The sequence below is a fragment of the Streptomyces sp. NPDC014894 genome, from assembly GCF_043080985.1.
In the GTDB taxonomy this organism is placed as follows: Bacteria; Actinomycetota; Actinomycetes; order Streptomycetales; family Streptomycetaceae; genus Streptomyces.
This window is the reverse complement of record NZ_JBIBWD010000012.1, coordinates 36,881-54,854: the sequence shown is the minus strand read 5'-3', so window position 1 is coordinate 54,854 and position 17,974 is coordinate 36,881. Positions and strand designations below refer to the sequence as shown.

Here is a 17,974-nt window from a genome sequence, read left to right as displayed (position 1 = left end):
TAGCGTAACTGAGTTACATTTTTAACCGGGTTTTAGAATTCTCGCCGCTCCAGCCCGTCGCGGAGCTGGCCGAAGGCGAGCCGGGCGGCGTCGGCCGCGCCGGGGCGCACCTGGTCGGCGCTCCGGCCCGACGCGATCCGCCGCGCGTTCTCCTCGGCGAGGATCCGCAGTACGGCGACGATCTGCCCGGCGGCCAGCCGCTCCCGGACCCCGCCGCCGCCGAGCGCCTCGGCGAGCGCCCGCTCGGAGCGGCCCTGAAAGGCGTACAGCCGGGCGACGAGGCCGGGGGTCCCGTACAGCAGCCGGTGGAGGGCGAGCACCTCCGGCTCGTCGTTGACCCCGGTCACCGGGTCGTGGCGGTCGAGGCCCGCGAGGAAGTGGGCCAGGAGGGCGTCGAGCGGCGAGGTCCCCGGCGGCCGGGCGGCCACCACGCGGGCGGGCTCGTCCTCGTGGTCCGCCAGCCGGTGCAGGACCAGGTCCTCCTTGGCGGGGAAGTAGCGGAACAGGGTCGGCTTGGAGATCCCGGCGGCGGCGGCGATCTCGGCGACGGAGACCCGGTCGAAGCCCCTGGCCAGGAAGAGCGCGATCGCCGCATCGGAGATCGCCTGATATGTCTGCCGCTTCTTGCGCTCCCGCAGACCGCCCGTCTCACCGCTCATGGAGCCGAGCGTACGGGGAGGGCCGCCCCGGCCCGGACACGGGGAACGGCCCGGGCACGAGGCGCAGTCCGGGTACGGGGAACGGCCCGGGCACGAGGCACCGTCCGGGTGCGGGGAACGGGCCCCGCACAGGGAACGGGGAACGGCCCGCGCACCCTCACCCCCGCGCGGCCGTCCGGTCGATCAGCGCCTCGACGCCGTCCAGGAGGACCCGCAGACCGAAGGCGAAATCGCGGTCGGGCTCGCCCGGTTCGAGCAGGGTGCCGGAGGCGAGGACCCGGGCGACACAGGGGTAGCGGGCCGGGTCGGCGAGGCGCTGGAGGGTGCGGCCGTAACGGCGCATGACCTCGTCGGCGGTGAGCCCGGTGGAGGCGATCGCGGTGTCGACGTCCGCCATCACCAGGGCCTCGTCACGGACGTAACCGGTGACGAGCATGATCACGTACAGCTTCTCGCCCTCGTCGAGCCCGGTCTCCGCCAGGGCGACGAGCCCCTGCTCCCACCAGGCCACCGAGTTGGGCGTGGCGGGCGGGCCCGAGACCGGGATGCGCAGGGCCCAGAGATGGCGGCGCAGGGCGGCGCGGTGGGCGAGGGCCCAGGCGGTCATGGCCTCGCGCCAGCCCGTCCCGGGGGCGGGGGGCGCGGGCGGCGGGCCCACGGCCGCCTCCAGCATCAGGATGTACAGCTCGTCCTTGGCCGCGACATAGCGGTAGAGGGACATGGTGGAGACGCCCAGCTCCTTGGCGACCCGGCCCATCGACACCGCGCCGAGCCCCTCCGCCGCCGCCACCGCGACCGCGGCGGCGACGATGCGGTCGAGACTCAGTCCCGGCCGCGGCCCCTTGGAGGGCCGCTCGCGCAGACCCCACGCCGCCTCGATGCTGGCGGGCAGGCCCGTGTCCGCGTCACTGCTGTCCTTCATCACCCCTCGCCTTCGGCCGTCGGCTTGACGCCCATCCTAGTAATGCGTAAACCTTACGCAATAACGCGTATGGCATACGCAGAAGGGTTGGCCATGCATCAGCGGCACTCCGCGCACCAGCGCCATGAACGGCACACGCCCCAACAGCCCCACCGCCGCGGACTCCCCGCGGGCGGCCGGGCCGGATCGACGGCCATCGAGGCCACCGGCCTCACCAAGTCCTTCGGCCCCGTCAAAGTCCTGGCCGGCGTCGATCTCAGCGTCGAGCGCGGCGAGGTCTTCGCGCTCCTCGGCCCCAACGGCGCGGGCAAGACCACCACCGTCCGCATCCTCGCCACCCTGACCGACCCGGACGGCGGCCGGGCGCGCGTCGCCGGGTACGACGTGGTCGCCGAGCGCGCCCGCGTCCGCCGCTTCATCAGCCTGACCGGGCAGTTCGCCGCGGTGGACGAGAAGCAGACGGCCGAGGAGAACCTCCGGATGATGGCCCGGCTCTCCGGTCTCTCCCGCCCCGCGGCCCGCCGCCGCGCCGGCGAGCTGCTGGAGCGCTTCGATCTGACCGGGGCCGCCCGCCGCCGTGCGGAGACCTACTCGGGCGGGATGCGCCGGCGGCTCGATCTCGCCGCCGGGCTGGTCGGCGAACCGGAGGTGATCTTCCTCGACGAGCCGACGACCGGTCTCGACCCGCGCAGCCGGGCGGGTCTGTGGGACGTGGTGCGGGAGCTGTCGGCGGGCGGTGCGACGGTCTTCCTCACCACGCAGTATCTGGAGGAGGCCGACCGGCTGGCCGACCGCATCGCGCTGGTCGACGGCGGGCGGCTGATCGCCCAGGGCACCGCCGACGAGCTGAAGGCGAAGGTCGCGGGCCACCGTCTGGACCTCGTGCTCGCCGACACGGCCGCCTATCTGCGGGTCGCCTCCCGGGTGGGCCCCGAGGCCGGGGGGATCCCGGCCCGGGCCGACGGCCCGGGCCACAGCTCCGCACAGGGGCCCTGGCAGATCCGGCACTCCCCCGACAGCCTGACCATCGCCCTTCCCACCGACGGCAGCGCCGCCGGGATCCGGGCGCTGCTGGACCGGGCCGACCCCGAGCGGTGCGATGTGCTCCGCTTCTCCGTCCAGCAGGCCACTCTCGACGACGTCTTCCTCACCCTGACCGGCCAGGAGCCCGCCCATGTCTGAGACCCTCGCCCCGCTCGGTCCGTTCGGCCGGATGGCGACCATGACCGGCCGCCGGATCCGGATCAGCGTCCGCAATGTCGACGCCGTCATCACCTCGATGGCGCTGCCGCTGATGCTGATGGTGGTCTTCGTCTACTTCTTCGGCGGCGCGATCGACACGGGCACGGCCTATGTCACCTATGTCGTCCCCGGCATCCTCGTGCTGTGCGCGGCCTTCGGCGCGGCCACCACCGCGATCGGGGTGTCGGAGGACATGAAGACCGGCATCGTCGACCGCTTCCGCTCGCTCGGGGTGGGCGGTACGGCGATCCTGGCCGGTCATGTCGCCGCCAGCACCCTGCGCAATCTGCTCTCCACCGCCCTGGTGGTGGCCGCCGCGCTGCTGATCGGCTTCCGGCCGACCGCCTCCCCGGCGTCGTGGCTGGCGGCCGTGGGGCTGCTGACCGCGTTCCTGGTGGCGCTCTCCTGGCTCTCCACCGCGGTCGGACTGCTGGCGCGGAGCCCGGAGGCGGCGGGCGGCTTCACCTTCTTCATGTCGTTCCTGCCCTACCCCAGCAGCGCGTTCGTCCCGATCGACACCATGCCCGACTGGCTGCACGCCTTCTCGGAGCACCAGCCGGCGACCCCGCTGATCGAGTCCCTGCGCGGGCTGCTGCTCTCCGAGCCGGTGGGGAACGACCCGTGGACGGCGCTGGCCTGGTGCGGCGGGATCCTCATCGTGTCGGTGGCCGCGTCGGCGGCCCTGTTCCGGGTACGGAACCGATGAGCGCGGCCGTACGCCGGACCCGCCCGGCCCCGCACCGCCCGGCCCCGCACCGCCCGGCCTCCCCGGCCTTCCCGCCCGCAGCCGGCGCCCACGACGACCGCTCCTGGGACCCCGGCGCCGGTCCTCGCGGCGACCCGGCCCGACCCGCCGCCGGTCCCCGCCGCGACCGATCCCCACGCCCCGCCGCCCTTCACCGCGACCGCTCCTGGGACCCCGGCGCGACCGGTCCCGGGCCGGGTCCCGGGCGGCCGGGTCCGGGGCGGCCCGGCACGACCGGCCCGGGGCGGCCGGGTCAGCGCGCCGTACCGGTCAGAACGCCGGACGGATCTCCCCGACCCGCTCGCCCCCGCCGAGCAGCGGCGCGTCCCCGATCCGGGAGACCACCGGGGAGTCGACCCCGAGCAGCGACAGCGCGCGGGCCAGCACCGGGCCGAGCGCCCGGCCCGAGCCGTCGTCGATCTTGAACGCGAGGGCCCGGCCGTCGGGGAGCGCCACCGCCTGTACGGCCTCCGCGCCCATCTTGGAGAGCGCCCCCGGGACCTCGCGCATCAGCCAGGTGTCGGGGCGGCGGGTGCCCGCCACATATTCGGGGTGGGCGCGCATCGCGTCCGCGACCCGCCGGCCGGGCGATCCCGGCTCGGCGAGGACCAGCGAGCGGAAGGCGCGGGCGAGGCCGGTCAGGCTGATCGCCATCAGCGGCGCGCCGCAGCCGTCGGCGCCCACGGCCGCGACCGGCTCGCCCGCCGCCTCCTCGACGACCTCGTGGACCAGCCGCTGCAAGGGGTGGGCCGGGTCGAGATAGGAGGGGCGGTCCCAGCCGTTGAGGGCGCAGACCGCGAGCATCGCGGTGTGCTTGCCGGAGCAGTTCATGGTGATCCGGTCGCGGGTCCGGCCGGCCGCGAGATAGCGCTCGGCCTCGACCGGGTCCAGCGGCAGATCGGGCGGGGTCCGCAGCTCATCGGCGTCGATGCCCTGCTCGTGGAGCATGGTGCGGACGAGGTCGAGATGGAAGTCCTCGCCGGAGTGGCTGGCGGCGGCCAGCGCGAGGCGCTCGCCGGACAGATCGAGACCGGCCCGGAGCACGGCGGCGGCCTGGAAGGGCTTGTTGCAGGAGCGCGGGAAGACGGGGGCGGCGGGGTCGCCGAGCGCGAACTCCACACTGCCGTCGGCGGCCAGGACGACCAGGGAGCCCCGGTGGTGGCCCTCGACGAAGCCGGATCGTACGACGTCGGCGAGGACCGGGGGTATGGCGGGGGCTGCGGTGGTCATGGTCGGTCTCCAGGGCGGGTGGGAACCCGCTTCCGGAAGGATCGCTTCAGATCAGCAGGTCGTCTACTTGGGCTTCTCCCTCACGGTACCTGCGGGCGATCTCCGCGCTGCAATCGTCGGCGGTGCGCTGGAGCAGCTGGCGGCGGCGGGAGACCTGCTGCTCGTATCGGATCAGCCGGCCCATTCCGGCGTGCAGCTCCTCGTCCGTCCGGGCGGTCAGGTCCGACAGCTCCACATCGCCGAGCATGTCGGAGGCGAGCCGCCGGTACTCCTCGCCGTGCGGGGTGGAGAGGGTGACATGGCGGGCGGAGGCGCGGTGGCGCGAGGGAGCGTCGGCGAGGATCTCGGAGAGCCGGTCCACCACGAGCCGGTCCACGACGGGGGCGGCCTGCGGCTGGGTGCGCCGGGCCAGCTCGGCCCGGAGGATGTCGATCCGGCCGTGCAGCAGCCGCCGTACATAGCTGAGATCGGCCTCGTCGCGCTGGGAGTCCCGGCGCAGGGTGCGCAGTTCGGGCAGGCGCAGCGCGCGCAGATCGTACTGCGGCGGGTCGGCGAAGGCGTCCATGGTGGTGCGCTGCTGGGGCGGGCGCAGGGCGTGCGGTCCGCCGAGCGGGGGGTGGACGGTGGCCGTGGCGGCGGCTCTGGCGGCCGTCGGGGGCGGGTGGGCCGAAGTGGTGAAGGGACCGGCCGGCTGCCCGGTTCCAGATGTGCTCATATGCGTAATTCCGTCCCCTCGACCGGTGCGGCACCCCGCCTTCGTGCATCGTGCCACTCCCCCGCCGTCCGACGCAGGTGCTCTGCACCCGTTCAGCCCCGGATAGGTTGGTCCGTATGCGTGCGGTGGTGCAGAGAGTCGACGGCGCGAGCGTCGTCGTGACGGACGATTCGGGGTCCGAGACGGTCGGCGAGATCGTCGGCGAGGGGCTGTGTGTGCTGGTGGGGGTCACCCATGAGGACACCCCGGAGCAGGCGGAGCGGCTGGCCCGCAAGCTGTGGTCGCTGCGGATTCTGGAGGGTGAGAAGTCCTGCTCGGACGTGAATGCGCCCTTGCTGGTGATTTCGCAGTTCACTCTCTACGGGGACGCCCGGAAGGGCCGTCGGCCGACGTGGAACGCGGCGGCGCCCGGCCCGGTGGCCGAGCCGCTGGTCGACGAGGTGGTCGCGCGGCTGCGGGAGCTGGGGGCGCGGGTGGAGACGGGCCGGTTCGGCGCGAGCATGCGGGTCTCGCTGACGAACCAGGGCCCGTTCACGGTGGTATTGGACCTGTAGGCGGTCCGGGGGCGGCCGGGGCTACGGCTCGACCACGGGCTCCTGGGCCGCCGCCGTCTCCCCGGCCAGCAGCCGGGCGTCGAGCGGAACGTTCCGCTTCACCAGCGCGAGGGCGATCGGGCCCAGCTCGTGATGGCGGGCGGAGCTGGTGACGAAGCCCAGCTGACGGCCGTCCTCGCCGTCCGACGCGAGCCGCACCGGGGTGCCGGGGCCGGGCAGATGCACCTCGCTGCCGTCCAGGTGGAGAAAGACCAGCCGGCGCGGCGGCTTGCCCAGGTTCTGGACGCGGGCGACGGTCTCCTGGCCCCGGTAGCAGCCCTTGTCCAGATGGACGGCGGTGCCGATCCAGCCCAGCTCGTGCGGGATGGTGCGGTGGTCGGTCTCGAAGCCGACGCGCGGCCGGTGGCCCTCGACGCGCAGCGCCTCGTACGCCAGGATCCCGGCCGGCGGGCCGTGGACGGAGGCGTACGCCTCCAGGTCGGCGCGGGGCAGGAAGAGATCGCGGCCGTACGCGGTCTCCCGTACGGGGACTCCGGCCGGGAGGTCGGCGATGGAGCCGGCCGGGAGGTGGACCACCGCGATGTCGTCGGTGCGGTCGGCGACCTCGACCCGGTAGAAGAACTTCATCGACTCCAGATAGGCGATCAGCGCCTCCTGGGTCCCGGGCTCGACATGCGCCCAGACCGTGGTGCCGTCGTCGACCAGATAGAGCGCGTGCTCGATGTGGCCGTTGGCGGTGAGGATCAGCGCCTCGGCGGCCCGTCCGGCCGGGAGGTCGGTCATGTGCTGGGTGAGCAGCAGATGGAGCCAGCTCAGCCGGTCGTCGCCGGTGACGGTGACGACGCCCCGGTGGGAGAGGTCGACCATCCCGGCGCCGTCGGCGAGGGCGCGCTGTTCGCGGAAGAGGTCGCCGTAGTGCGCGGCGACGCCTTCGTCGGATCCCTCGGCGGGCACGGCGCCGGGGAGGGACAGCAGGGGGCTCTTCACAGTGGCCATGGGGAAAGCCTACGACTCGGTAGTTGAAGCCTCAGCCGTGCAGTCACCGCAGCGGCCGAAGATCGCGAAGTGCTTCATGTCGGTGTCGAACCCGAAGTCCGCGCGGAGCTTGTCGGTGAAGGCGGCGGCGATCTCGACGTCGACCTCGATCACCCGGGTGCAGTCCCGGCAGACCATGTGGATGTGGTGGTGCCGGTCGGCGAGCTGATAGGTGGGGGAGCCGTGGCCGAGGTGCGTGTGGGCGACCAGGCCCAGCTCCTCCAGCAGCTCCAGGGTGCGGTAGACCGTGGAGATATTGACGCCGGCGGCGGTTTTGCGCACTTCGTGCAGAATATCGTCGGGGCCCGCGTGCCCCAGCCTGTCGACGGCCTCCAGGACAAGCTGGCGCTGCGGAGTCAGCCGATAGCCGCGCTGCCGCAGATCGCTCTTCCAGTCGGTGCTCACCACGCCCTCAGTGTAGGCGGGAGACCGGCGCGGGCCGATGCCGCGAACGGATTCCGCGGCGGCGGCGGGCCGTGAAACGGAACGGACCGGGCCCCGGGGGCGGCGGCGGGCCGCGCCGGGGTTCCGGTCCGTTGTCGCGTCGCCCCGCCGCGCCTCGCGCGGGGCCGCCGGCTACTTGAAGAAGGCGATTCCGTCGTCCGGGAGGTCGCCGAGGTCCTTGGCCCAGTTCTCGACCTGGTCGGCGGTGACGACCTTCTTCAGATGCGCCGACATGTACGGCCGCAGCGGCACATCGGGGGTGGACTTCTCGCCGACCCACATCAGATCGCTCTTCACATAGCCGTAGAGCCGCTTGCCGCCGCTGTACGGGCCGGAGGCCGCGGTGCGGGCGACGGCGTCGGTGACGAGGTCGATCTGGGGCTTCTGGTCGGCCAGCTCGCCGTACCAGATCTCCACGACGCCCTGGTCGCGGACCATGACGACCTCGACCTTGCGGTCCTTGTCGATCCGCCAGTAGCCGTGCTCGCTCTCCAGCGGCCTGACCTTGTTGCCCTCGGCGTCGAGGACCCAGCTGTGCGAGACGTACTCCAGGAAGTCCCGGCCGTCATGGCTGAAGGTCACGGACTGGCCGAAGTTGCACTTCTCGGCGCCGGGGAAGTCGGAGACGCCCGCACCCTCCCATGTGCCCAGGAGGAAGACGAGGGGGACGAGGTCCGGGTTCAGGTCGGACGGAATCTCGATCATGATCAGCTCTGGCGATCTGTAGGACGTCGGCGGAGTGCGCCGTCGGGCGGTGGGAGGGCGTCCGCGCGGTACGGCTAGCGCTGACCCTGGTACAGCTTCTTCACGGTCAGGAAGGCGAAGGCGCCGACGCCGATGCAGACCAGGACCAGCAGGGCTTCGAAGAATGCCTCAAGCACGGGGGGCTCCTCGGATGAGCGGTGGGCGGGACGGACGGTACGTCCGGTCCGGGGCCCAGCCTAATGGGTGGGGGCCCGGCGATCCCGGTGAGGTCGCCCCGCCGGCGGCCGCGGACGCGCCGCCGGGGCCGCGCACTACAGTGCGGTCATGGCGAAAAAGCTCGTGATCAAGGTGACCGCAGGCGCCGACGCGCCCGAGCGCTGCTCCCAGGCCTTCACGGTGGCGGCGGTCGCCGTGGCCAGCGGGGTGGAGGTGTCGCTCTGGCTGACCGGGGAGTCCTCCTGGTTCGCGCTGCCGGGCCGGGCCGCCGAGTTCGAGCTGCCGCACGCGGCCCCGCTGCCGGACCTGATCGATTCGATCCTGGCGGCCGGGCGGATCACCCTGTGCACCCAGTGCGCGGCGCGCCGGGAGATCGGCGAGGGGGATGTGCTGGAGGGCGTGCGCGTCGCGGGGGCGCAGGTCTTCGTCAGCGAGATCATGGCGGACGACGCGCAGGCCCTCGTCTACTGACGGACCTCTCCTGCCGGGCCGCCGGCCTCCGCCCGGGCGCGACGAGACCCGCCGGCGGGCGCTCCACAGGGCGTGCCGGGACCGCCCGGGCGGGTCCGGACCGCCCGGGCGCGTCGTGGTCACCCGGGCGCGTCGGGGCGGGCTACTGGCGGTCTCCCGAGCCCGGTCTGCGGCGGCCGTCCAGCTCGTCCCACCACCGGTCGGACTCGGGGTCCCCGGACGGGTCGTCCCACCAGCGGTCGTCCGGGCCCCGCCGGTTGGCGACCATCGCCGCGATCGGCGGGATGACCATGGCGACCACGCACATGGCGACGGCCGCGGGGACCGACCAGAGCCGCACGAAGGCCCAGGCGGAGACGAAGAGCAGGAGACATCCGCCCATCAGCAGGAAATAGGCACGCCGACGCCGTGCGTACATGCCTCCAGGGTACGGCGGAACGCCCCCGACACGCCCGTCGCCGGGGGCCGTGGAGCAGGGCCCTCCCCCGTACCGCCCCCGGTGCCCCGGATGCCCGCGCGCGGCGAGGGCCGGGCGGGAACGACCGAAGGGCCGCACCCCGATTCCAGTGGCGTCCAACCCCCGGGGGTGCGGCCCTTCGGCCGTTTCGGTGTGACCGCGAAGGTCACCCGCGATCGCGGTGCCGGCGCTCAGACCGCGATCGCGACCTCCGCGAGACCACCGGTCTGCGCGACGACCGTACGGTCCGCCGTGCCGCCCGGGACCAGGGCGCGAAGCGTCCAGGTGCCCTCGGCCGCGTAGAAGCGGAACTGACCGGTCGCCGAGGTCGGGACCTCGGCGGTGAACTCGCCCGTGGAGTCCAGCAGACGGACATAGCCGGTGACGGGCTCGCCGTCGCGGGTCACCTGTCCCTGGATCGTCGTCTCACCGGGCTTGATCGTCGAGGCGTCGGGGCCGCCCGCCTTCGCTCCACACATACAGCTCTCTCCAAATGCTCGCGGGTCAGGGTTACTTGTTGGCGCCGAGCTCGATCGGCACGCCGACCAGGGAGCCGTACTCGGTCCAGGAGCCGTCGTAGTTCTTGACGTTCTCGACGCCGAGCAGCTCGTGCAGGACGAACCAGGTCAGGGCCGAGCGCTCGCCGATGCGGCAGTAGGCGATGGTGTCCTTCGCCAGATCGACCTGCTCGTCGGTGTAGAGCGCCTTGAGGGCGTCGTCCGACTTGAAGGTGCCGTCGTCGTTGGCGTTCTTGGACCACGGGATGTTGCGGGCGCTGGGCACGTGGCCGGGGCGCTGCGACTGCTCCTGCGGGAGGTGCGCCGGGGCGAGCAGCTTGCCGCTGAACTCGTCGGGGGAGCGCACGTCGACCAGGTTCTGCGTGCCGATCGCGGCGACGACGTCGTCGCGGAAGGCGCGGATCGCGAGGTTCTGCGGCTTGGCCCGGTACTCGGTGGCCGGGCGGGACGGAACGGCGTCGACCAGGTCGCGGGAGTCCAGCTCCCACTTCTTGCGGCCGCCGTCGAGGAGCTTGACGTTGTCGTGGCCGTAGAGCTTGAAGTACCAGTACGCGTAGGAGGCGAACCAGTTGTTGTTGCCGCCGTAGAGGACGACGGTGGTGTCGTTCCCGATGCCCTTGGCCGAGAGGAGCTTCTCGAAGCCCTCCTGGTCGATGAAGTCGCGGCGGACCGGGTCCTGGAGGTCCTTGGTCCAGTCGATCCGGATCGCGTTCTTGATGTGGTTCTTCTCGTAGGCCGAGGTGTCCTCGTCGACCTCGACAATGGCGACCTGCGGATCGTCGAGGTGGGCCTCGACCCAGTCGGCGTCGACCAGGACGTCGCTGCGGCTCATGCTGTTTCTCCTCCGGGGCAGTGTGCGGCGGGTGGTGCGAAGAACGCTGCGCGGGTACACGCCAGTGGCGGCAGTACCGCACGGGGGGCGGCCCTGATCAGAGGTCGAAGGGCCACGGGACGGGGAGCGAACGCTCCGCTCAGACGGCGCGACAGAGCATGGCGGCGACGCGGCACAGGTCGACTGCCCGCCGCTTCGTGAGATCCGCCTGTCGCTGCTTCATACGCCCGATCGTAGGGACGACTCGGGGGCGATGTCACCGGTGTGTCGCATATTGAGACGCGATCGTCCAGTATTCAATACGAAGAAGGGGCGCACAAGGTCGCCGGAGGGCGCTTCGGCGGCTCGCGCTCCCCTGCCTTCTACCCCTCGGACAAGCACGTCTCACCATGCGGCCAGTCACCGGACCGTGCTGTTCCGTAGCGGTCGCGCACCGCTCGGGGGCGGACTCCGCACGGTTCTGTAATGGTCGTTCCATCCAGTAGATTCGTCAGGATGCAGACCAGGACACGGCAGCAGGGGGATCCGGGATCCGGCGACCGGCCCGGCACCCGGGAGCGGATCGTACGGGCGGCCTCGGCGCTGATGCAGCGCCAGGGGTACGACGGCACCGGGATCAAGCAGATCTCCCAGGAGGCCGGGGCGACCCTGGGCTCCGTCTACCACTTCTTCCCTGGCGGCAAGCAGGAGCTGGCCGTCGCCGCCGTCCACCGGGGCGACGAGGAGTTCTCCGCCATCCTGCGGGAGATCCTCGACGGCCACGACGATCCCGCCGAGGCCCTCGCCGCCCTCACCCGCGTGCTCGCCGAGGGGCTGCGCGAATCCGACTGGGCCGACGGCTGCCCGGTGACCGCCACCGCCCTGGGCACCGCCGGGCGCTTCCCCGACATCCAGCGCGCCGCGGCGGACGCCTTCACCCGCTGGCAGGAGCTGGTCGTCGCCAAGCTCCGCGCCTCGGGCATCCCCGAGACGGAGGCCGCCGAACTGGCCGTCACCGTGATCAGCGCCCTGGAGGGCGCGGAACTCGCCGCCCAGGTCTCCCGCGACGAGCGCCCGCTGCTGCTGGCGGGCCGCCATCTGGGCCTGCTGCTCGCCGCCTGCCGGGGCGGCGCGTAGGTCCTCGAAGGGCTCGGCCCCGTCTCGGGGCCGGGGCCCGGCGCTCGGAGCTGAAGGCCCGGCGCTCGGAGCTGGGGGCCCGGGGCCCGTGCCGGCCTCGGAGTCCCGGGCCCCCACCGGCTCCGGGCCCGGGCGCACCGGAGCTAACCGGCCAGGACCACGTCCTTGCCCGTGCCCGTGATCCGCAGCCCGTCCTTCGTCGTCTCCAGCCGGTCGAGCGCGATGCCGGACGGCATGCCCTCGATCTTCAGGTCGTAGTCGACGACCCGGCGCAGCTGCTCGTCGAGGCCCGGGACCGGAAGCTCCGGCAGGGCGTCGGCCTTCATCCGCACCGTGCCGCCGCCGCTCAGTTCGACCGTGCTGTAGGCGGTGACCTCGCGGTCCCCGATCAGGGCCGCGGCCGGGCCCGGCACCTCGATGCCCGCGCCCTTCAGCACCTCCACCAGCGGGCCCACCAGCTTCACCTGGTTCTTCGCGGAGCGCTCGGCGCCCGCCCAGACGATGGAGGCGCCCCGGGGCGCGGACTTGCTCAGGTCCTCGTACGAGATATGGGCGGAGCCCTCGGCGCGGGCGGCGACGGCCGACGAGTAGCCCGCGCCGATCCTGACGTCGTCCAGCCCGGCCTTCACCTCGGTGACCGCGACCGTGCGGCCGCCGGCCCGGGCGGTGATGCCGGTGAGGCTGATGTCGACGTCGTCCAGCCGCTTGTCCATGACCTGGGTGAGGAAGGGGAAGCCCTTGATCGACACCTCGGGCGCCGAGGGGAGCCCCTGGCTGCTGCGGATCCTGTCGGCCGCCTCGGACTCCGCGAAATTGACGGCGAGCCGGTCCGCGGCGGTGAAGAGGACGCCCAGGACCACAGCCATGATCAGAAGTATTCGCAGCGCGCGCACTGTCCGGTGTCTCCCACCCTGGTCCGTCCGACTTCCGCGCCCGCTCACCCGGCCGGGACAACCGCCCGGCCGCCGACGCCTTCTCGGTACTGATCGACGTTCGGGCGACCCCAATGGTTCCTGGCGCGTCCCGGCCCCGGCGAGGATCCCGCGCCGGGGCGCGCGGGTCGCCGGCCCATGAGCCGGCGACCCGGCGGACTCAGGGGGCGAGCACCCGGCCGAGGAGGTAGACCGCGGGCGCGGCGGCGGTCAGCGGCAGCGCCACCCCGGCGGTGAAGTGGACGAAGCGGGAGGGGTAGTCGTAGCTCGCCACCCGCAGTCCGACCAGGGCCAGCACTCCGGCGGCCAGTCCGAGCAGCGCGCCCCCGGTCGGGCCGAGGGCGGTCAGCCCGCCGGCCGCGAGGCCCGCGGCGGCGGCGGCCAGCAGCGACGCCACCAGGGACACGGGGGCGGGCAGCGGCAGCGCGCGGAGCACGGCGGCGGCGGCGACCGCGAACCCGCCGGTGATCACGGCGTAGTCGGCGGCCGCCAGATGGCCGGTGGCGAGGACGGCGAGCGCGGCCGAGGCGAGGGTCGCCATCAGCCCCTGCATCCGCTCGTCCGCGCTCGCGCGGCTGCGCAGCTGGAGTACGAGGATGATCAGCACCCAGACGCCGAGCGTGCCCAGGATCGCGGCGGGCGCGTGCTCCCGACCGACCGCGAGCAGCGCGATGTCGGCGGCGAGACCGCCCGCGAAGGCGAGGGCGATGCCCTGCCGGGCGGGCCACATGCCGTTCAGCCGGAACCAGCCGGCCGCGGTGACCGCCTGGAGCAGGACGAGCGGGACCAGCAGTCCGTAGGCGCCGACGGCCGCGCCGACGGCGAGCAGCACGCCGAGTCCGGCGGTCAGCGCGGCGGGCTCGATGCCCGGCGGGATGATCGGCGAACGGCCTTCGGCGCGGGCGCGCTGGGCGTCGGTGACCCGGGTGTTCCCGCCCATGGTGGGGCTGCTGTATCCGGCGGCGGCCTCGGGTGCGGAAGCGGCGACGGGGGCGGGCGCGGGCGCGGCGGCCCGGTTCGCGTACGGCGCCGCGGCTCCGGGGGCTCCGGCCCGGTTCGGGTACGGAGCGGGGGCCCCGGCCTGGTTCGCGGGCGGCATGGGCTGGGCGTGGCCCTGGACCGGCGGGAGGTAGGCGGTCTCCTCGGCCGCGACCGGGGCGGGCCGCTGGAGGGGCGGCACGGTCGGCTGGTACTGGGTGTCCCAGGTCTCGCCCTCCCAGGTCTGCGCGGCCGCGTCCTGGTGCGGGGCGGACTGCTGGTGCTGCTGGTGCTGCTGGTGCTGCTGGGGGTACGCCTGGTGCGCGTACGGGTCCTGGTACGGCTCCTGCCGCGGGTACTGGCCCTGCGGCTGCCCCTGGTACTGGCCCTGGTACTGCCCCTGGCCCTGGTGCGGGCCGCCGTCGTACGGGCCCTGGCGGGACGGGTCGTCGTACTGCTGTCCCGGGTACGGCTGCTGCTGCGGCGGCTGCTGTTGCCGCCCGTACGGATATTGCTGATCACTGCTCATGCTGGGGTTCACCCTCCTGCGAACGGAGGGAGCACCTCGACCGTGCAGCCCTCGGCAAGCCGTACCGTCTCATGGTCCCGGGTCCCGACGGGATCGCCGTCTATGAGGAACGAGCAGCGGGCGAGGACGCGCGTCAGCTCCCCCGGATGTCTGCGCCGCGCGCCGTCGAGCGCCTCGGCGAGCGTCGCCGCCGTGTACGGCTCCTCCGCGACCCCGGCCGCGGCCTTGGCCGCGGCCCAGTAGCGGATCGTCCCCGCCGGCATGCGCGACTCCCTTCGTCGGCATCCATCATGAGCCATCCGGGTACGGCCGGAGGCCGGTGAGCCGCGTGCGGCCGGGGCTCGGTCGAGGGGCCGGGGCCCGGGCGGGCGCTCGCTCTCCGTGCGCCTCCCACGCCCCCGGTGATCCCCGCACCACCGTCCGTGCTTCCGTGCGCCCCCGGAGTTCCGGACTTTCCCGGAACCGTTTCGGGATGCGGATCGCCGCCCGGCCGGCCGCCGCCGCCCCCGGCGACGGGGAGCGCCCGGCCGGCGTGCGGCCGGACGCGCCGGGGCCGCCGCCGGAGCGGTCCCCGCCGGACCGGCCGCGCCCCCGGGAAAAGCCGGAAGAAGCCGGAAGAAGCCCGTCCGCCCCCGCCGCACGCTGGGCGGACGCCGTACGCCGCACGGTGTCCGGCGGTCCGGCCGGCGGTCCCGGCGCGGCCGGTCGCGACGACGGCGGCGGGAGCGGCGGGCCCCTCCTCCCGGACGCGCACCGGACGCGTATCGGGCGCGTACCGCGCGTCGATCCGTACACCGTCCGACGCGATAAGGGCGGTACGGGTAGTTTTGTACCAGGAGCCGCCTGGGATCGAAGAGGCGTCCACAGGGTGAAATCGGCCCTCTGGCTCAGAACGTATGTGAGCTATTGTGCTCGGGAGAGGATCCGGGCGACGCAGCCCCCGGGTCCTTTTGTGTTTCCTGTCTGTTGTTACAGACAGGTGAACCAACCGTACGAAGCAGGGCCGCAGCACCACGTCCTCGCAGGGACCGAGGAGGAACCGACGTTATGGGTGAGCGAACCGTGCACGACCTCAGGACGACGACACTCCGGGCACAGGCGGGTGGAGCGCGATGAGCTCTCTCCTGCTGCTGACCAACGCCCTCCAGCCGTCGGCGGAGGTGCTCCCCGCCCTCGGACTGCTGCTCCACAGCGTGCGGGTGGCGCCCGCCGAGGGACCCGCCCTGGTCGACACCCCGGGCGCCGATGTGATCCTGGTGGACGGCCGCCGCGATCTGCCCCAGATCAGGTCGCTCTGTCAGCTGCTGCGCTCCACCGGCCCCGGCAGCCCGCTGATCCTCGTGGTGACCGAGGGCGGACTCGCCGCCGTCACCGCGGACTGGGGCGTCGACGACGTCCTGCTCGACACGGCGGGACCGGCCGAGGTCGAGGCCCGGCTGCGGCTCGCGATGGGCCGCCGGCAGATCACCTCGGACGACTCCCCCATGGAGATCCGCAACGGCGACCTCTCCGTGGACGAGGCCACCTACAGCGCCAAGCTGAAGGGCAGGGTCCTCGATCTGACCTTCAAGGAGTTCGAACTGCTGAAGTATCTGGCGCAGCACCCCGGTCGGGTGTTCACCCGGGCGCAGCTGCTCCAGGAGGTCTGGGGCTACGACTACTTCGGCGGCACCCGGACCGTGGACGTCCATGTGCGGCGGCTGCGCGCCAAGCTCGGCCCGGAGCACGAGTCGCTCATCGGGACCGTACGGAATGTTGGCTACCGCTTCGTGGCGCCGGAGAAGGCGGAGCGGGAGGCGGCCGAGGCGGCCTCGGCGATCGCCCGTTCGGAGGACGCCTCCGAGCAGCAGAAAGCCGCCGTACGACCTGCCCAGAGGTAGGTCACCACGCGTAGACTGCCGCGCGTGGCCAAGGTGACGCGGGACGATGTGGCGCGACTGGCGGGTACTTCCACCGCCGTCGTCAGCTATGTCATCAACAACGGACCCCGGCCGGTCGCCCCGGCCACGCGCGAGCGGGTACTCGCGGCGATCAAGGAGCTGGGGTACCGGCCGGACCGGGTCGCACAGGCCATGGCATCGCGGCGGACCGACCTCATAGGCATGATCGTCCCCGACGCGCGCCAGCCGTTCTTCGCGGAGATGGCGCACGCGGTGGAGCAGGCGGCGGCCGAGCGCGGGAAAATGGTGCTGGTCGGGAACTCCGACTACCGCCGTGAGCGCGAGGTCCACTATCTGCGCGCGTTCCTCGGGATGCGGGTCGCCGGACTGATCCTGGTCAGCCAGGGGCTGACCGAGCAGGCGGCGCAGGAGATCGAGGCGTGGGAGGCCCGGGTGGTGCTGCTGCACGAGCGCCCCGAGGGAGTCGACGACGTCGCGGTGGTCACGGACGACATCGGCGGCGCCCAGCTCGCCACCCGCCATCTCCTGGAGCACGGCTACGCCTATGTCGCCTGCTTCGGCGGCCCGGACACCACCCCGCCCGTCGGCGACCCGGTGACCGACCATGTCGAGGGCTGGCGCCGGGCGATGCTGGAGTCGGGCCGCTCGGTGGAGGGCCGGCTCTTCAAGGCCCCCTTCAACCGGTACGAGGCGTATCAGGTCGCCCTGAAGCTGCTGGCCGGTCCGGAGCGGCCGCCCGCGATCTTCTGCTCCACCGACGACCAGGCGATCGGGGTGCTGCGGGCCGCCCGGGAGCTGCGGATCGACGTCCCCGGGGAGCTGGCGGTGGCCGGCTTCGACGACGTCAAGGAAGCCCACCTCACCGACCCGCCCCTCACCACCGTCTCCTCCGACCGCCCCGCCATGGCGCGGGCCGCCGTCGACCTCGTCCTCGACGAGAGCCTGCGGCTGGCCGGCTCCCGCCGCGAACGCGTCCGCCAGTTCCCCTCGGGTCTGGTGATCCGCAGCTCCTGCGGCTGCGGATAGCGCGCCGCGGGCGGGGCGGGGCCGGGCACAGCCGAGCGGGGTCCGGTCGCGGGGCGCGCGCGGCCCGGCGGAGAGGCGCTGCCCGTCGGCGACCGGACGGTACGGCGGCCCTATCCGTCGGCGGGCCGGGGCGCGGCCGCCGCCAGTTCGTCGACCGTGCCCGACATCACCGTGCGGAGGTGCTCGGTGAGGTGCTCGGCGGGCCAGTCCCACCAGGCGATGTCGAGCAGGCGGGCGATGTCGGCGTCGCTGTGGCGGCGGCGGATGAGACGGGCCGGGTTGCCGCCGACGACTCCGTAGTCGGGGACGTCGTCCACGACGACGGAGCCGGAGGCGATGACCGCGCCGTGGCCGATGCGGACGCCGGGCATCACGGTGGCGCGGTAGCCGAACCAGACGTCGTGGCCGACGACGGTGTCGCCCCGGCCGGGGAGACCGGTGATCAGGTCGAAGTGGTCGGACCAGGAGCCGCCCATGATGGGGAAGGGGAAGGTGGAGGGCCCGTCCATACGGTGGTTCGCGCCGTTCATGATGAACCGCACGCCCTCGCCGAGGGCGCAGAACTTGCCGATGACCAGCTTCTCCGGCCCGTAGTGGTAGAGCACATTGCGGGTCTCGAAGGCCGTCGGATCGTCGGGGTCGTCGTAGTAGGAGTACTCCCCCGCCTCGATCAGCGGCGAGGTGATCAGCGGCTTCAGCAGCACCACACGCGGCTGTCCGGGCATCGGGTGGACCACGGTCGGGTCG

General features: G+C 73.2%; 22 protein-coding genes. 7 read left to right on the top strand and 15 right to left on the bottom strand.

Annotation, left to right across the window (positions count from 1 at the left end):
• Positions 1–32: 32 nt before the first annotated feature.
• Both ACF089_RS26735 and ACF089_RS26730 read right to left on the bottom strand, forming a co-directional pair.
• A complete protein-coding gene (locus ACF089_RS26735) occupies positions 33–659 on the bottom strand; it encodes a TetR/AcrR family transcriptional regulator (protein ID WP_392031449.1) in 627 nt (208 codons plus the stop codon).
• A 157-nt stretch (positions 660–816) separates the two neighbouring features.
• Positions 817–1,581 (bottom strand): TetR/AcrR family transcriptional regulator, encoded by a 765-nt coding sequence (locus ACF089_RS26730; RefSeq protein WP_392031446.1) that lies wholly within the window; start codon positions 1,579–1,581, stop codon positions 817–819.
• Between the two features lie 69 nt (positions 1,582–1,650).
• Between ACF089_RS26730 and ACF089_RS26725 the strand changes: the two genes are divergently transcribed.
• Both ACF089_RS26725 and ACF089_RS26720 read left to right on the top strand, forming a co-directional pair.
• A complete protein-coding gene (locus ACF089_RS26725) occupies positions 1,651–2,763 on the top strand; it encodes an ATP-binding cassette domain-containing protein (protein WP_392031444.1) in 1,113 nt (370 codons plus the stop codon).
• The gene (locus ACF089_RS26720; protein WP_392031441.1) at positions 2,756–3,529 is read left to right on the top strand and encodes an ABC transporter permease; all 774 of its coding nucleotides are present in this window, start codon (positions 2,756–2,758) and stop codon (positions 3,527–3,529) included. Before ACF089_RS26725 ends, ACF089_RS26720 begins: the two co-directional genes overlap by 8 nt.
• 309 nt (positions 3,530–3,838) lie before the next feature.
• Here ACF089_RS26720 and ACF089_RS26715 read toward each other — a convergent pair whose 3' ends face one another.
• Together ACF089_RS26715 and ACF089_RS26710 are read right to left on the bottom strand one after the other, a co-directional pair.
• Positions 3,839–4,798: an asparaginase gene (locus ACF089_RS26715; RefSeq protein ID WP_392031438.1), complete on the bottom strand. Its 960-nt coding sequence runs from the start codon at positions 4,796–4,798 to the stop codon at positions 3,839–3,841.
• Between the two features lie 46 nt (positions 4,799–4,844).
• On the bottom strand, positions 4,845–5,513 hold the full coding sequence (locus ACF089_RS26710) for an ABC transporter substrate-binding protein (protein WP_392031436.1): 669 nt from the start codon (positions 5,511–5,513) through the stop codon (positions 4,845–4,847).
• Between the two features lie 116 nt (positions 5,514–5,629).
• Between ACF089_RS26710 and dtd the strand changes: the two genes are divergently transcribed.
• A complete protein-coding gene (dtd, locus tag ACF089_RS26705) occupies positions 5,630–6,067 on the top strand; it encodes a D-aminoacyl-tRNA deacylase (protein ID WP_392031433.1) in 438 nt (145 codons plus the stop codon).
• A 21-nt stretch (positions 6,068–6,088) separates the two neighbouring features.
• Here the strand turns inward: dtd and ACF089_RS26700 are convergent, their stop codons facing one another.
• The 3 genes from ACF089_RS26700 to ACF089_RS26690 all read right to left on the bottom strand — a co-directional run bounded on the left by ACF089_RS26700 (position 6,089) and on the right by ACF089_RS26690 (position 8,251).
• Complete coding sequence (locus ACF089_RS26700) at positions 6,089–7,054, bottom strand: YgfZ/GcvT domain-containing protein (RefSeq protein WP_392031879.1); 966 nt, start codon at positions 7,052–7,054, stop codon at positions 6,089–6,091.
• A gap of 18 nt (positions 7,055–7,072) precedes the next feature.
• Positions 7,073–7,510: a Fur family transcriptional regulator gene (locus ACF089_RS26695; RefSeq protein WP_392031431.1), complete on the bottom strand. Its 438-nt coding sequence runs from the start codon at positions 7,508–7,510 to the stop codon at positions 7,073–7,075.
• A gap of 168 nt (positions 7,511–7,678) precedes the next feature.
• Positions 7,679–8,251, bottom strand: coding sequence for an FABP family protein (locus ACF089_RS26690; RefSeq protein WP_392031428.1), 573 nt, complete (start codon positions 8,249–8,251; stop codon positions 7,679–7,681).
• Positions 8,252–8,575: 324 nt separating this feature from the next.
• On the opposite strand from ACF089_RS26690, the gene ACF089_RS26685 reads away from it, so the two are divergent.
• Positions 8,576–8,938, top strand: coding sequence for a DsrE family protein (locus ACF089_RS26685; protein WP_392031426.1), 363 nt, complete (start codon positions 8,576–8,578; stop codon positions 8,936–8,938).
• A gap of 142 nt (positions 8,939–9,080) precedes the next feature.
• Here ACF089_RS26685 and ACF089_RS26680 read toward each other — a convergent pair whose 3' ends face one another.
• The 4 genes from ACF089_RS26680 to ACF089_RS26665 form a co-directional block, all read right to left on the bottom strand.
• Entirely contained in the window at positions 9,081–9,356 is a 276-nt protein-coding gene (locus ACF089_RS26680) for a DUF3099 domain-containing protein (RefSeq protein ID WP_392031424.1), read from the bottom strand.
• A gap of 230 nt (positions 9,357–9,586) precedes the next feature.
• A complete protein-coding gene (locus tag ACF089_RS26675) occupies positions 9,587–9,874 on the bottom strand; it encodes a DUF1416 domain-containing protein (RefSeq protein WP_127832476.1) in 288 nt (95 codons plus the stop codon).
• Positions 9,875–9,905: 31 nt separating this feature from the next.
• Positions 9,906–10,745 (bottom strand): sulfurtransferase, encoded by an 840-nt coding sequence (locus tag ACF089_RS26670; protein ID WP_392031421.1) that lies wholly within the window; start codon positions 10,743–10,745, stop codon positions 9,906–9,908.
• A 139-nt stretch (positions 10,746–10,884) separates the two neighbouring features.
• Complete coding sequence (locus ACF089_RS26665; protein ID WP_350807544.1) at positions 10,885–10,968, bottom strand: putative leader peptide; 84 nt, start codon at positions 10,966–10,968, stop codon at positions 10,885–10,887.
• Positions 10,969–11,240: 272 nt separating this feature from the next.
• On the opposite strand from ACF089_RS26665, the gene ACF089_RS26660 reads away from it, so the two are divergent.
• A complete protein-coding gene (locus tag ACF089_RS26660; protein WP_392031418.1) occupies positions 11,241–11,861 on the top strand; it encodes a TetR/AcrR family transcriptional regulator in 621 nt (206 codons plus the stop codon).
• A 143-nt stretch (positions 11,862–12,004) separates the two neighbouring features.
• On the opposite strand, the gene ACF089_RS26655 is transcribed toward ACF089_RS26660, so the two are convergent.
• The 3 genes from ACF089_RS26655 to ACF089_RS26645 form a co-directional block, all read right to left on the bottom strand.
• Positions 12,005–12,727, bottom strand: a complete 723-nt coding sequence (locus tag ACF089_RS26655) for a DUF2993 domain-containing protein (RefSeq protein ID WP_392031416.1) — start codon at positions 12,725–12,727, stop codon at positions 12,005–12,007.
• 226 nt (positions 12,728–12,953) lie between these two features.
• Positions 12,954–14,300 carry a hypothetical protein gene (locus tag ACF089_RS26650; RefSeq protein ID WP_392031414.1) on the bottom strand — a complete coding sequence of 449 codons (1,347 nt, stop codon included), beginning with the start codon at positions 14,298–14,300 and terminating at the stop codon, positions 12,954–12,956.
• An 8-nt stretch (positions 14,301–14,308) separates the two neighbouring features.
• On the bottom strand, positions 14,309–14,563 hold the full coding sequence (locus ACF089_RS26645; protein ID WP_392031411.1) for a MoaD/ThiS family protein: 255 nt from the start codon (positions 14,561–14,563) through the stop codon (positions 14,309–14,311).
• An 849-nt stretch (positions 14,564–15,412) separates the two neighbouring features.
• Between ACF089_RS26645 and ACF089_RS26640 the strand changes: the two genes are divergently transcribed.
• Both ACF089_RS26640 and ACF089_RS26635 read left to right on the top strand, forming a co-directional pair.
• Entirely contained in the window at positions 15,413–16,180 is a 768-nt protein-coding gene (locus ACF089_RS26640; protein ID WP_392031408.1) for a response regulator transcription factor, read from the top strand.
• A 24-nt stretch (positions 16,181–16,204) separates the two neighbouring features.
• Positions 16,205–17,227 carry a LacI family DNA-binding transcriptional regulator gene (locus ACF089_RS26635; protein WP_392031405.1) on the top strand — a complete coding sequence of 341 codons (1,023 nt, stop codon included), beginning with the start codon at positions 16,205–16,207 and terminating at the stop codon, positions 17,225–17,227.
• Positions 17,228–17,337: 110 nt separating this feature from the next.
• Here ACF089_RS26635 and ACF089_RS26630 read toward each other — a convergent pair whose 3' ends face one another.
• Positions 17,338–17,952 carry a CatB-related O-acetyltransferase gene (locus ACF089_RS26630; RefSeq protein ID WP_392031877.1) on the bottom strand — a complete coding sequence of 205 codons (615 nt, stop codon included), beginning with the start codon at positions 17,950–17,952 and terminating at the stop codon, positions 17,338–17,340.
• Positions 17,953–17,974: the final 22 nt, after the last annotated feature.

Bases quoted from the DNA above. Each gene is read 5' to 3' on its own strand.
- ACF089_RS26660 (WP_392031418.1), top strand. From the start codon at position 11,241: ATGCAGACCAGGACACGGCAGCAGGGGGATCCGGGATCCGGCGACCGG.
- ACF089_RS26640 (WP_392031408.1), top strand. From the start codon at position 15,413: ATGAGCTCTCTCCTGCTGCTGACCAACGCCCTCCAGCCGTCGGCGGAG.
- ACF089_RS26710 (WP_392031436.1), bottom strand. From the start codon at position 5,513: ATGAGCACATCTGGAACCGGGCAGCCGGCCGGTCCCTTCACCACTTCG.
- ACF089_RS26655 (WP_392031416.1), bottom strand. From the start codon at position 12,727: ATGGCTGTGGTCCTGGGCGTCCTCTTCACCGCCGCGGACCGGCTCGCC.
- dtd (WP_392031433.1), top strand. From the start codon at position 5,630: ATGCGTGCGGTGGTGCAGAGAGTCGACGGCGCGAGCGTCGTCGTGACG.
- ACF089_RS26685 (WP_392031426.1), top strand. From the start codon at position 8,576: ATGGCGAAAAAGCTCGTGATCAAGGTGACCGCAGGCGCCGACGCGCCC.
- ACF089_RS26650 (WP_392031414.1), bottom strand. From the start codon at position 14,300: ATGAGCAGTGATCAGCAATATCCGTACGGGCGGCAACAGCAGCCGCCG.
- ACF089_RS26665 (WP_350807544.1), bottom strand. From the start codon at position 10,968: ATGAAGCAGCGACAGGCGGATCTCACGAAGCGGCGGGCAGTCGACCTG.
- ACF089_RS26720 (WP_392031441.1), top strand. From the start codon at position 2,756: ATGTCTGAGACCCTCGCCCCGCTCGGTCCGTTCGGCCGGATGGCGACC.
- ACF089_RS26630 (WP_392031877.1), bottom strand. From the start codon at position 17,952: ATGCCCGGACAGCCGCGTGTGGTGCTGCTGAAGCCGCTGATCACCTCG.
- ACF089_RS26680 (WP_392031424.1), bottom strand. From the start codon at position 9,356: ATGTACGCACGGCGTCGGCGTGCCTATTTCCTGCTGATGGGCGGATGT.
- ACF089_RS26670 (WP_392031421.1), bottom strand. From the start codon at position 10,745: ATGAGCCGCAGCGACGTCCTGGTCGACGCCGACTGGGTCGAGGCCCAC.
- ACF089_RS26725 (WP_392031444.1), top strand. From the start codon at position 1,651: ATGGCATACGCAGAAGGGTTGGCCATGCATCAGCGGCACTCCGCGCAC.
- ACF089_RS26690 (WP_392031428.1), bottom strand. From the start codon at position 8,251: ATGATCGAGATTCCGTCCGACCTGAACCCGGACCTCGTCCCCCTCGTC.
- ACF089_RS26675 (WP_127832476.1), bottom strand. From the start codon at position 9,874: ATGTGTGGAGCGAAGGCGGGCGGCCCCGACGCCTCGACGATCAAGCCC.
- ACF089_RS26730 (WP_392031446.1), bottom strand. From the start codon at position 1,581: ATGAAGGACAGCAGTGACGCGGACACGGGCCTGCCCGCCAGCATCGAG.
- ACF089_RS26715 (WP_392031438.1), bottom strand. From the start codon at position 4,798: ATGACCACCGCAGCCCCCGCCATACCCCCGGTCCTCGCCGACGTCGTA.
- ACF089_RS26645 (WP_392031411.1), bottom strand. From the start codon at position 14,563: ATGCCGGCGGGGACGATCCGCTACTGGGCCGCGGCCAAGGCCGCGGCC.
- ACF089_RS26735 (WP_392031449.1), bottom strand. From the start codon at position 659: ATGAGCGGTGAGACGGGCGGTCTGCGGGAGCGCAAGAAGCGGCAGACA.